The sequence below is a fragment of the Mesorhizobium sp. WSM3626 genome, from assembly GCF_000513935.1.
Lineage (GTDB): Bacteria > Pseudomonadota > Alphaproteobacteria > Rhizobiales > Rhizobiaceae > Mesorhizobium > Mesorhizobium salmacidum.
In genome coordinates, this window is sequence record NZ_AZUY01000063.1 from 20334 (window position 1) to 32020 (window position 11687).

Below are 11687 nucleotides of genomic sequence, written 5' to 3' on the forward strand. Positions count from 1 at the left end.
GCCCATGGACGTCTCCTATCACAAGGCTTTCGCCCGCAATCTCGGCCGCGACATGGAATACAAGCGCTACGGCCATGCCGGCCGGCCAGTTGTGGTGTTCCCGACCTCGCAGGGCCGGTTCTACCAGTTCGAGGATTCCGGTGGGGTGGGGGCGCTCGCCGAGTTCATCGACACCGGCCGCATCCAGCTGTTCACCGTCGACGGCATCGATTCGGAATCCTTCTTCGCCAAGCATGTCGATGCCGCGCACCGTATCGCCCGCCACGAGGCCTATTTCCGCTATGTGCGAGAGGAAGCACTGCCGGAATTTCTGGAAACCGCCGCGCGAGCCAATGGTGGACGGCGGCTGAAGCCGGTGTTTTCAGGCTGTTCGATGGGTGGCTACCATTCCTCGAACTTCGTCTTCCGTTTTCCCGAACTCGCCAGCGGCGTCATCTCACTGTCGGGGGTCTATTCGGCGCGCGATTTCTTCGGCACGGCGCTCGACGGCGACATCTTCTACAACTCGCCGCTCGATTATCTGCCAGGGATCGTCGACCCGAAGCTGCTGGCGCGGCTGAAGGCGCTCAGGCTGATCTTCTGCTGCGGGCAAGGCGCCTGGGAGGAGCGCATGCTGGTCGAGACGCGCCAGCTGGAACAAATCCTGCGCGACAAATCCATTCCCGCCTGGGTCGATTATTGGGGGGGCGACGTCAGCCACGACTGGCCGTGGTGGCACAAGCAGCTGGCCTATTTCTTCGGCCGCTGGCTGGATGACGATCTGATGCACAGGCTGGACTAAGATGCATTAATGTCCAGATGGCGTGCAAATGGCTGATGCCTACACTTCCTGGCACGCCGGCAGCGGCACGACCTCGTGTTCGGCCGCCGATCCGCGACGCAGGCCGAGAAAGACGACGAGGGCGGTGACGATGGTGATTGCCGCCAGCACGATCAGCAGCCTGTCGAACGCCGTTTCATAGGCCTCGACCAGAACGGCGGCGCCGGCCATCGGCAAATGCTGCGCGGTCCCGCCGACATTGCCGGTCACCAGCAATTGCGCGGCGGGGGAGGCATCGCTGGAAGACGCAGCGCCTCGGCCGGCGAGTTGCGCGGCGGTGAAGCCTGACAGCGTCACCATGACGATGGCCAGTGCCACGCCCTCGCAAGCGACACGGGTGGTGTTGAAGATGCCGACCGCCATGCCGGCCCGCTCGGTCGGCACGACGCTGACGGCGAGCCCGTCCATCAATCCCCAGGGCAAGGCGATGCCGACGCCGATCAGGATCAGCGGCGCGACCAACGCTACGCCGATCGATGGTGTCAGGCTCAGCCAGACCAAACCGGCCGCCGCGACGAGCAGGCCGAAGCCGCAGATGGTGGCCGGAGCGATCCAGCGCGCCAGCTGGCCCGCAAGCAAGGGCAGGACCAGCAACGGCCCGGAGAGGCAGATCATCAATTGCCCGGCCTTGATCTCGCTCATCCCCTCGATGCCGATGAAGCGGATCGGCAAAAGCACGAGCAGGACGACGAAGCCGTAGGCGGGCGCCGCAGCCAGGAACTGGACACCGACGAAGCGCGGATAGCGAAACAGGGTGAGATCCAGCATCGGCCGGTGCACGCGCCGCTCGACGACGACGAACAGCCCAAAGCAAAGGACGGCCACGCCGAGAAGCGTTACCACAAGAGGATCGGCCCAGCCGCTCTGCGGCGCCTGCAACACGCCATAGGTCAGCGCGGCCAGCGCGACGGTGAACGTGCCGGCGCCCGCCCAGTCGAGGCCGGTCGCATCCGGGTCACGCGATTCCCTGATGGTGCGCAGGCCGAGGATCGCCGAGGCAACCGCGAGTGCCATGACCAGAACAAAGATCGACCGCCAGCCAAACATGGAGATGAGCAGGCCCGAGGCAATCGGGCCGAAGGCCAGCCCGATGCCGAAACTGGTGCCGAGAAAGGAGAAGGCGCGCAGCCGCAATGGTCCCTCGAATTCCTGGGCAAGTGCCGAGGCGCCGCCGGCAAAGGCCAGGGCACTGCCGAGCCCTTGCGCGGCCCGGAAGATATCGAACCAGGCGATGTCGGGCGCCAGCATCGCGCCGAGCGAAGCGAGGATGTAGAGGGCGAGACCGACGAGGAAGATCCGCTTGCGGCCATGATTGTCGGCCAGAGCGCCCGCTGCCATCAGGCTGGCGGCGAAGGTCAGCATGAAGGCGTTGGTCACCCAATTGAGCGTGATCGGGCTGCCGCCGAGATCGGCCGCGATACGGGAGAGCGCGACGGCCGGGCCGGTGAAAGTCAGGGGCATCGTCATGGCGGCAAGGCATACGGACAAGAGCACGAGCCATCTCTCGGCCGGGCCGGCGGTGATCTTCAAGGTCATGGATTTTCCTATCTGAGTAGTCTGCGCCGGCATGCCGCTCAATCGCGGCGCCCGGTCATGACGACCAAGATAGGTCAGAGACAGATCAGGAAGAATGGTATCAAATATCTCGACATAACGGAACGAAACGCTCGAATGGAGCAATATGATGGATCGCCTCAGCGGCCTTCTGGCCTTCGCCCGCACCGCCGAGTTCGGCAGCTTCGTCGCCGCCGGGCGGGCGCTCGGCATCTCCGCTTCCGCGGTCGGCAAAAGTGTGGCGCGGCTCGAGCAGGAGCTCGGCGTGCGGCTGCTGCAGCGCTCCACGCGGCGGATCGGCCTGACGGAGGAGGGCAAGCTGTTCAACGAGCGCGTGCGACGCATTCTCGACGACATCGACGATGCCGAGGCGATGCTGTCGCGGACACGGGAGACGCCGCGTGGGCGGCTGCGCGTCTCGACCCCGATCGTCACCTACCATCTTTTGCTGCCGGTGCTGTCGGAGTTCATGGCGCGCTATCCCGAGATCGAGCTCGATATCGATTTCAACGACCGGATCGTCGACGTCATCGAAGAAGGCATCGACGTCGCGATCCGCAGCGGCGAGCTGCCCGATTCACGATTGGTGTCGAAACCCATTGCGCCCTTCCGCATGCTGCTGTGCGCGGCACCCTCCTACCTCGATCGCCATGGCATACCCGGCGTGCCGGCGGATCTCATCGGGCATTTCGGCATAAATTTCCGCTATCTCAACAGCGGCAGGCTGCTGGACTGGCCATTCATTACCGGGAGCGCCCAGCCGCTGATCCGTTCGATGCTGACCTGCAACAACATGGAAGCTTTGAAAGGCGCCACGATCGCCGGACTCGGCATCGCCTGCATGCCCGATTTCCTGGTGCGGGAGGCGCTGCGCGAGGACAGGCTGCGCACCGTGCTGGACGATCATGTCGACGGTCGTGGCCAGTTCCGGATGCTATGGCCCTCCAATCGCCACCTGTCGCCAAAGGTGCGCGTCTTCGTCGATTTCCTGCCCGAGCGCCTTGCAGCGCGCGCGCCTTAGCCGGTTTTGCTCGCTGGCAGGCCGAAGCCTCCGACGGGATGGGTTTCCACCTGGAACTCGAAGCCGGCGATGAAGGGCCGTGCCTTGGCGATCGCCGCCTGCACCTCGGGAAGCTGCAGGGATGCCTTGTGGCTTGCCTGATCGGTCCACACTTCGGTCACCCAGATCGCGTCGGCGTCGGCAGGGTCGGTGGCGACGATATAGCTCAGGCAGCCGGGCAAGGCGCCGGTGCTTTCACGCAGCACAGTCATGACCGCGTCGCGTTGACCGCGCGCCGCCCGCATCTTGCCGATCAGTCCGTACATGTCCTCGTCTCCCCCAGGGTTGGCGCGAAAGGAGTGTGTCCAGTATGCCGGTCGCCGGTCAAGGCATCAACTGGCCGCCATTGACCTCGATCACCTGGCCGGTGATGTAGCCGCTCAACAGGTCCGATGAGAGGAACAGATAGGCGCCGACGCAATCTTGCGCCGTGCCGGCGCGGCCCTGCGGAATGGTTGCGACCATGCCCTTCACCTGCTCATCGGTCGAATAGCGTTCGTGGAAGGGGGTGAGGATCGTGCCCGGCGCCACGGCGTTGACGCGAATGCCGAAGCCGATCAGTTCCTTGGCCATACCGCGCGTGACGTTGGAGACGAAGGCCTTGGCCGAGCCGTAAAGACCCGCGCCGCCGCCGGCGCCATTGCGCGCCGCGATCGATGAGGTGTTGACGATGAAGCCACCTTGTTTCTTCAGCCATGGCGTCGCCTTGCGCGAGGCGGTCAGCACCGAGCGGGCGTTGAGGTCCATCACCGCGTCGTAATGCGCCTCGGTCTGCTCGGCATAGGGCACGCGGCCAAGCATGCCGCCGGCATTGTTGACCAGCCCGTCGAGGCGGCCGAAATGTCGCGCGCTGTCCTCGACGACGCGTTCGACATCGGCGGGGAGAGAAAAGTCGCCCTGGACAAGGAAGACCTCGCCGCCGCCGTCGCGAATGGTCTGGCCGAGTTTCTCGGCGGCGTCGCGGCTGGAATTATAGTGCAGCGCCACCTTGCATTTCTGCTCGGCATAGGCGAGCGCGAGCGCCGCGCCAATGCCGGTCGAGGCACCGGTGACCAGCACCGCCTTGCCGGCGAGATCGGGGATGACAAGACCAAGGGCTGTCTCTGGCACTGCTGTTCCTCCGGGGATTTCCGACACCTTGGTGGTGGGTCTTGCCACCCTTGCATTCAAGTCAGTGCCGCTTCAAGGCCTGAGATAGACATAGCCCTGGCTTTGCAATTCAGCGAGCTTGACGACGCCGCCCTTGTCGGCGGCACGGAAGCCGTCGAGCAGGTCGGCGAGCGTGATATCCATGCCGTGCATGGTGTTGCCGCAAGCATGCGGGTCGAGCCCTTGCTGGACAAGACCGGTAAAGCGCCCCGAAATCGCCGCCGATATGCCCTTCGACTTGAAGCCGGCAAGGGCCGGACCATGCACGACCAGCGCGATCTCGACATTGCCGCCGGTGCCCTCATAGTGGTTCTTGATGTTGCCGAGCACGAAATTGACCTTGTCGAGATCGCTGAGGTGATAGGCGACCTTTAGCCTGGCAGGCTCGGTCGTTGCCGCCTGCACCGCCCGCAGGCCGAGAAGCGTTCCGGCTCCGGCGAGAACCGCGTGGAACATGTCACGTCGGCGCATGGTGTCCCCCCAGATTTCACCGCGATTTGCGTGGCTCAAGCCGCAATACTAGCATAAATTGACGTCACGTCCTGTCGATGCGGAGGAGGGGGGCACATGGCGTCCAGGGAATGGAAGATGCTCGCCGGCGCCGGGTTCGGCGCCGCACTGCTTGGCGGACTTACGGGTTCTGCTTTTGCTGGCGATGCGCTCAAGCTCACCGAACTCAGCCCTAACGGGGCGGACGCCTGTTTCGGCCGGGTCTATGACCCGGCGCATCTCAAGGCGCATCCGAAACAGAAGGTGGCGCGGATTTTCTTCTACTACGGCCATGATCCGGTCAGCCGTCCCAATGAGGAACCGAGCGCCAATTCCGATACGTCCTACAATGGTTTCCTCACCACCACGGTGCGCGGCGCCAAGGCGCCGGAATGGGCCGGCGGCTGGTGCAATCACGAGTCCGAGGACGGCAAATCGGGCCCGATCCGTTGCGGCATGGAGTGCGACCGCACGCTGGCGTCGCTGAAGGTCGACGACAGGGGCAGGCTGATCCTGTCGAACCTGTCGTCCGATATCTATCTCGACGCCGGTTCGGAAGAAGAACTCGGCACGGCTGAATACGACAGGCAGGCGCTGGGCAAGGAAGACGACAATTTCCACCTCGACCCGATGCCCCCCGCAACCTGCAAGGCGGAGTTCGCGCGGGTCGATCCGATGGATCCGGCGCTCGGGCCGCCGCTGCGCGAGCGGTTCAAACCCGACCAGGCGTTCTGCTACGGGCGCGACTATGACGCGGCGCATATGAGTTCGCATCCCGACCAACTGACCCAGTCGATCCGGGTGTTCCGCGGGCCGGTGGAACTGGCCTCCTTCGCCTCCGGGGACGATGTCGCGAACTGGCCCGACGGCGCTGACATTGTTGTCTCCGTCACCACGCGGCAGAAGGGGGCCAAGGTCTCGCAGACCTATTCGTGCCAGGGCGAAGCCGACCAGTGGCGTTGTGCTGCGAGTTCGAAGACGAGCAATTTTTCCTGCGACATCGCGCAAAAGGAAATCTTCCTCAAGCGCGGCGCCAACGGCACCATCATGCTGGCCAATCCCAACAACAGCCTGGCGGTGGTCGATCTTTGTTCGAAAGCGGCCGATGGCAAGACCAAATCCGACGACAAGATCTATCGGCTTGAGGCGATGCCGCAATCGGCCTGCGCGCCTTGAGGCCTGTCGAGATTCAGAGGGTGATGCCGGTCTGCGAACGGCGGCTCCTGCGCTTCCCAGTTCTACTGCGTCGCAGTAGAACTGAGCTCACGTACTTAAAGTACGCTCCGCTCCGGTTCTCGGAAGTCACCATTCTCGTCTCGGCCTGACCTGAATCTCGACAGGCCTCAGGCCAGCGCAAAGCTAAGCAAACGGCACTGCGGTTGTACCCTTGGGCAGCTTGGCTTCATCGTCGGGCTCGACATGGATGGTCACCCGCACCGAGGGAATGTCGGCCTTCAGCGCGTCCTCGATGCGGTCGCAGATGATATGGCTGGTGCCAACCGACATGTCGGCATCGACGACCAGATGGAACTCGATGAAGGTGGCGCGGCCGGCGATGCGGGTCTTGAGATCATGCACCTCCAGAGCGCCCTTGCAATTGGCCGAGATGATGTCGCGGATGCGCATGTGCTCCGCCGTATCGACGGCCCGATCCATCAGGCCGTTCATCGACGAGCCGATGACATGCCAGCCCTGCCACAGGATGTTGAGCGCTACGATGACGGCCAATGCCGGGTCGAGAATCTGCCAGCCGGTCAGGATCGCTCCGACCAGGCCGCCGAAGACGCCAACCGAGGTCACCACATCGGTCATGATGTGATTGCCGTCGGCGACCAGCGCCGGTGACTTTTCGGCTCGGCCCGTGCGGATCAGCGTCCAGGCCCAGAAAGCATTGATGGCGGTGGCGACGCCGTTGACGGCAAGGCCTTCCCAAGGCTGTTCGAGTGGGGCCGGGGTCTGCCAGGAGCGCCAGACCTCGCTCAGGATCAAAAGCGCGGCGACCACGATCAGCACGCCTTCGAGCACGGCCGAGAAATACTCGGCCTTGTGATGGCCGAAAGGGTGATCCTGGTCGGCCGGCTTGTAGCTGACCTGGATCGCCCAGAAGGCGGCCATCGAGGCAATGACATTGACTATCGATTCCAGCGCGTCCGAATAGAGCGCGACGGATCCGGTTACGTACCAGGCGGCGGCCTTGAGCGCGAGCACGACAAAGGCGACCACGATCGACCAGAAGGCGAGATTGGCGACCTTGCGCTTCGCGGCGGCTTTCGCCGCGATCGCCATGGTGTTCTCGGCTTCGGCCATTACCGTCAGGCTGCCTTTTCCTTGGCCTTGCGCGGCAGGTGGGCGACGATGTTCTCGATGATGCGCATGCCGGCATTGTGGCCGAGCGTCATGATCGATTCCGGGTGGAACTGCACCGCGGCAATCGGCTCCTTGCGGTGCTCGAAGGCCATGATGACACCGTCCTCGGTCTCGGCGGTGACCACGAAATCGTCAGGCAGGCGCACCGGATCGGCGAAGATCGAGTGGTAACGGCCGACGGTGACTTCCTTTGGCAGGCCGGAGAAAATGATGCCCGGCTTCGAGACGCGGATACGCGACGGCTTGCCGTGCATGGGAATATGCAATTGCCTGAGTTCGCCGCCATAGGCTTCGGCCAATGCCTGCAGGCCAAGGCAGACGCCGAAGATCGGCAGGTCGCGCGCGCGCGCTCGTCTGATGGTCGCCGCGCAGTCGAAATCCTTCGGCGTGCCGGGTCCGGGCGACAGCACGACAAGGTCGGGCTTCAGCCGCTCGAAGACTTCTTCCGGCACCGGCGTGCGCACGGTCGAGACATTGGCGCCGGTCTGGCGGAAGTAGTTGGCCAGCGTGTGGACGAAGCTGTCCTCATGGTCGACCAGCAGGATGTTGACGCCGTCGCCGACGCGCGCCGTGGTGCGCTCGGTGCTGGTCGAATTGCCTAACTTGGCGTCGCGGATGGCGGAGAGCATGGCGGATGCCTTCAGTTCGGTTTCAGCTTCTTCTTCCTCGGGAATGCTGTCGAAGAGTAATGTAGCGCCGGCGCGCACCTCGGCGATGCCGTCCTTGATGCGGATGGTGCGCAAGGTAAGCCCGGTGTTCATGTCGCCGTTGAAGTTGACCATGCCGATGGCGCCGCCATACCAGGCGCGCGGGCTCTTCTCGTTCTGCTCGATGAAGCGCATCGCCCATAGTTTCGGCGCGCCGGTGACGGTGACCGCCCAGGCATGCGACAGAAACGCGTCGAAAGCGTCCATGCCTTCGCGCAGCCGGCCCTCTATGTGATCGACCGTATGGATCAGGCGCGAATACATCTCGATCTGGCGGCGGCCGATGACGCGCACCGAACCTGGATCGCAGACCCGCGACTTGTCGTTGCGGTCCACGTCCGAGCACATTGTGAGTTCGGATTCATCCTTCTTGGAGTTGAGCAGCTTGATGATCTGCTCAGAGTCCGAAATGGCATCGTCGCCGCGCTTGATGGTGCCGGAGATCGGGCAGGTCTCGACGCGGCGGCCGTTGACGCGCACGAACATCTCGGGCGACGCGCCGATCAGGTATTCGTTCTCGCCCAGATTGATGAAGAAGGAATAGGGCGACGGGTTGATCGACTTCAGCTTGCGTGAAATCTCGGACGGCTGCGTCTCGCAGCGTTCGTAGAACATCTGGCCGGGGACGACCTCGAACAGGTCGCCGCGCTTGAAGCTGTCCATCGCCCGGCGCACCAGATTAGCGTATTCGCCCGGCTCATGGTCGCCGCGCGGCGGGATGCGGTCGGCGGTCTTGAACGGCTCGGCGATTTGATCGCGCGGCAGGCCTTCGGTCGAAAAACCCTCGCCCGCATAGTCGTAGCGGTCGGTCCAGGCCTTGGCCGAATAATGGTCGACGACCAGGATCTCATCGGGCAGGAACAGCACCAGGTCGCGCTGGCTTTCCTTGCGAACGAGCGTGTGCTCGACCGGGTCGAACTGGAAGGCGAGGTCGTAGCCGAAGGCGCCGTAGAGGCCGAGATTGACGTCTTCGGCAGTCCTGAACAGAGCGGTGATGGCGCGCAGCACGGTGAAGACGGAGGGAACGCGGCTGCGTTCCTCCTCGGTGAAGACACGGCCGGGCTTGGCGACGTCGAGGCGGATCAGCTTTTTGGTGGTCTCGGCGATCGTGATCTCGGAGAGACCGCCCAGTGTCCTGCCGATGACCGGCAGCACCGCCTCGCCGCGGCCGTTCAGCGCCTCGATGCGCATGGCGCGGCCGCGTGCGGAGATGACCAGCGGCGGATCGATGATGGCCGTATCCCAGCGCGTATAGCGGCCGGGATATTCGTAGTTCGAGGAAAATACCGCGCCCCGGCGCGAATTCAGCCCGTCGACATAAGCGTCGATCGCACCTTCATAGGGCCGGCCATGGCGCTCGCGGGTGATGGTGATGCCACCCGCCGTCACGAAGCTTTCAGCGCCGGTTTCCAGAACCTTCAACGTCATTGCCGTCTCCATCAGCTACTTGGGCAACGGACCCGGGAATGGCTTTGAAAAACAAATGGCCGCCCGGACATTCCGTTGCGGCCACCTCTATTTTCACGCGCACGCGTTCGAACAGGCCGCTGTCAGCAGGCCCACCACCAAATGGTCTTGATCGAACGCATGTTCATGGCGATTCCCTTAGCGGCGATTGGGCGGCCGCGCAACTGGATTCGACGGAGGCTAATCCTCCAGCGTACCCGACCGGGCGTCGGTGCTCTTCCTGTCGCCGACCAATTTCAACAGGTCTTCGCCGGCGCGGATGATGCGGCGCGAGCGGCGGGTCAGGATGATGCCGTCCTGCGGCGCGAACACTTCGGTGCGGCCGTCGGCTTCGCCCGGCGCGTGGACGATGGTGGCGAGGCGCGCGCCCCTGGTGACGCGGTCGCCAGGCTTCACGTCGTAGAGGACGGCGCCGCCCCGGGGTGCCGGCATCATGTCGATGTTTTCCAGCGGTGCCGCGACACCCTTGAACGGGCCGGGCGCGGGCAGGGCGTCGTCGGATATCACGCCGCGCGCCGCCAGCAGCCGGTAGAGGCCTGCCGCGTCGGCCGAGGCAAGCGCGCCATCGACATCGAGGATGCCGCGATATTCGACGGTGGTGGCGACGCGCCTGTCGAACTTCGCCACATCGGCGGCAGCGTTCTGGTAGGGCATGATCGAAGCGCCTTCGAAGGTGCCGTCGGTGTCCTCGCTCCACAGCACCACGGCATCAACGCCCATGGCGGCGGCGCAATCGGCCATTTCAGGCCACAGGCTGGTGTGGACGTAGAGATAGGCAAGGCCCTCATCGTCGCAATGCAGGTCGAGCACGATGTCGTGGCCCAGCGAAAGCTGCACCAGCCGCGACTTCAGCCGCTGGTCGGCGCCGCCAAAAGAGGCGTCCGGCAAAAGCCTGGTGTCGGGCGCGGCAAGCAGCGGAAAGCCGCGGTTGAAGTTGGTGCGGGTGCCCAGATGAAAGCGGCCCTGGTGCTCGCCGAAATGATATTGCGCGCGGCCGATCGGGTTGGCCCAGGGCACGATGGTGATGTTGCCCTTGATGCGATCTTCGGCCTCGGCTTTGTTCAGCATCGGCATCAATGCATCGATGGCGACGACGCCAGGCAATTCGCCGGCATGGAGCGCCGCCTGCAGATAGGCCGAAGGTGCTGCCTTGTCGGCACCGGCGAAGCGGAACACCGGGAATTCGTAGGAAACGCCTTCGCAGTCCCCGGCGATGCGTTCGATCGATTTCTGCATGACATCCTCCATCAAGCGCGAGAAGACATGCCCATGTGAAGGTGCCGATGTCGATTGGTCCAGCCCGCCGCGCCATGGGCGCAAGCTAGTCTTTTGCCTTGCTGCATGTCGTTGTCCCAAAACCGCTTCGCACTTTTGGGCGACAGGCAGTTACTCCGCGGCAGGCTGAAGGGCGGCGACCGGCGCGCGCCGGTCCAGCGTCTGCGACAGCACCGCGACGGCGACCGCCAGCAGGGCGAGCACCGCCCCGACCAGCGGCAGATTGGCGTAGGAAACGCCCGCGGGCAGCGCCAGGCCGCCGATCCACGCGCCGCCGGCATTGCCGACGTTGAAGGCGCCCTGGTTCAACGTGGCGGCAAGGTTCGGGCCTTCCGACGCTGCCTCGACGACGCGGATCTGCAGCGGCGGCACGACGACGAAGATGAGCAGGCCCCACAGGAAGACGATGCCGACGGCAACACTGGCGATCGCGCCGAACTGCATGAAGCCGACGAACAGCAGGGCCATCAACAGCAAGGTGGCGATCACCGTCGGCATCAGTTTCCAGTCGGCCAGCCTGCCGCCTATGATGTTGCCGATGGTCATGCCGGCGCCGAACAGCAGAAGCACCCAGGTGACCGCCGCGGTCGATAGGCCCGACACGTCGGTGAGGTAGGGTTTGATGTAGGTGAAGACGGCGAACAGGCTGGCAGAGGTCAGCGCCGCGATCAGCATCGCCAGCCAGACCTGCAGCTTGCCGAGCACGCGGACTTCGGCGCGTAGGCCGCCGCCGCTCGGTTCCGTGACGTCGGACGGCACCAGCCAGGCGATGGCCGCGACCGAGATCAGGCCGATGCCG

General features: G+C 64.3%; 11 protein-coding genes. 3 read left to right on the forward strand and 8 right to left on the reverse strand.

Features of this window, described 5'->3' with window-relative positions; translation table 11 throughout:
* Positions 1-4: 4 nt before the first annotated feature.
* A complete protein-coding gene (locus M653_RS0128635) occupies positions 5-781 on the forward strand; it encodes an alpha/beta hydrolase-fold protein (RefSeq protein WP_027146403.1) in 777 nt (258 codons plus the stop codon).
* A 39-nt stretch (positions 782-820) separates the two neighbouring features.
* Here M653_RS0128635 and M653_RS0128640 read toward each other — a convergent pair whose 3' ends face one another.
* Positions 821-2356: an MFS transporter gene (locus tag M653_RS0128640; protein ID WP_027146404.1), complete on the reverse strand. Its 1536-nt coding sequence runs from the start codon at positions 2354-2356 to the stop codon at positions 821-823.
* A gap of 148 nt (positions 2357-2504) precedes the next feature.
* Here M653_RS0128640 and M653_RS0128645 point away from each other — a divergent pair, with 148 nt between their 5' ends.
* Entirely contained in the window at positions 2505-3395 is an 891-nt protein-coding gene (locus tag M653_RS0128645; protein ID WP_027146405.1) for a LysR family transcriptional regulator, read from the forward strand.
* Here the strand turns inward: M653_RS0128645 and M653_RS0128650 are convergent.
* The 3 genes from M653_RS0128650 to M653_RS0128660 all read right to left on the reverse strand — a co-directional run bounded on the left by M653_RS0128650 (position 3392) and on the right by M653_RS0128660 (position 5054).
* Positions 3392-3700, reverse strand: a complete 309-nt coding sequence (locus M653_RS0128650; RefSeq protein WP_027146406.1) for a putative quinol monooxygenase — start codon at positions 3698-3700, stop codon at positions 3392-3394. The genes M653_RS0128645 and M653_RS0128650 overlap by 4 nt on opposite strands.
* 58 nt (positions 3701-3758) lie before the next feature.
* Entirely contained in the window at positions 3759-4544 is a 786-nt protein-coding gene (locus M653_RS0128655) for an SDR family oxidoreductase (RefSeq protein ID WP_027146407.1), read from the reverse strand.
* Between the two features lie 72 nt (positions 4545-4616).
* Positions 4617-5054: a DsrE family protein gene (locus tag M653_RS0128660; RefSeq protein ID WP_027146408.1), complete on the reverse strand. Its 438-nt coding sequence runs from the start codon at positions 5052-5054 to the stop codon at positions 4617-4619.
* A 96-nt stretch (positions 5055-5150) separates the two neighbouring features.
* On the opposite strand from M653_RS0128660, the gene M653_RS0128665 reads away from it, so the two are divergent.
* Positions 5151-6248, forward strand: coding sequence for a hypothetical protein (locus M653_RS0128665; protein WP_027146409.1), 1098 nt, complete (start codon positions 5151-5153; stop codon positions 6246-6248).
* 183 nt (positions 6249-6431) lie between these two features.
* On the opposite strand, the gene M653_RS0128670 is transcribed toward M653_RS0128665, so the two are convergent.
* From M653_RS0128670 to M653_RS01000000133815, 4 genes are all read right to left on the reverse strand, one after another.
* Entirely contained in the window at positions 6432-7379 is a 948-nt protein-coding gene (locus tag M653_RS0128670; RefSeq protein WP_051442857.1) for a cation diffusion facilitator family transporter, read from the reverse strand.
* Positions 7380-7384: 5 nt separating this feature from the next.
* Complete coding sequence (locus M653_RS0128675) at positions 7385-9574, reverse strand: anthranilate synthase (RefSeq protein ID WP_027146411.1); 2190 nt, start codon at positions 9572-9574, stop codon at positions 7385-7387.
* Positions 9575-9793: 219 nt separating this feature from the next.
* Positions 9794-10849 (reverse strand): succinylglutamate desuccinylase/aspartoacylase family protein, encoded by a 1056-nt coding sequence (locus tag M653_RS0128680; protein WP_027146412.1) that lies wholly within the window; start codon positions 10847-10849, stop codon positions 9794-9796.
* Positions 10850-10999: 150 nt separating this feature from the next.
* Positions 11000-11687: MFS transporter (locus M653_RS01000000133815; RefSeq protein ID WP_032936363.1), on the reverse strand; the 688-nt coding region annotated here is incomplete at its 5' end.

Excerpts from the sequence above, each read along its gene's own strand:
- M653_RS0128635 (WP_027146403.1), top strand. The coding sequence starts at position 5 with ATGGACGTCTCCTATCACAAGGCTTTCGCCCGCAATCTCGGCCGCGAC.
- M653_RS0128640 (WP_027146404.1), bottom strand. The coding sequence starts at position 2,356 with ATGACCTTGAAGATCACCGCCGGCCCGGCCGAGAGATGGCTCGTGCTC.
- M653_RS0128645 (WP_027146405.1), top strand. The coding sequence starts at position 2,505 with ATGGATCGCCTCAGCGGCCTTCTGGCCTTCGCCCGCACCGCCGAGTTC.
- M653_RS0128650 (WP_027146406.1), bottom strand. The coding sequence starts at position 3,700 with ATGTACGGACTGATCGGCAAGATGCGGGCGGCGCGCGGTCAACGCGAC.
- M653_RS0128660 (WP_027146408.1), bottom strand. The coding sequence starts at position 5,054 with ATGCGCCGACGTGACATGTTCCACGCGGTTCTCGCCGGAGCCGGAACG.
- M653_RS0128665 (WP_027146409.1), top strand. The coding sequence starts at position 5,151 with ATGGCGTCCAGGGAATGGAAGATGCTCGCCGGCGCCGGGTTCGGCGCC.
- M653_RS0128670 (WP_051442857.1), bottom strand. The coding sequence starts at position 7,379 with ATGGCCGAAGCCGAGAACACCATGGCGATCGCGGCGAAAGCCGCCGCG.
- M653_RS0128675 (WP_027146411.1), bottom strand. The coding sequence starts at position 9,574 with ATGACGTTGAAGGTTCTGGAAACCGGCGCTGAAAGCTTCGTGACGGCG.
- M653_RS0128680 (WP_027146412.1), bottom strand. The coding sequence starts at position 10,849 with ATGCAGAAATCGATCGAACGCATCGCCGGGGACTGCGAAGGCGTTTCC.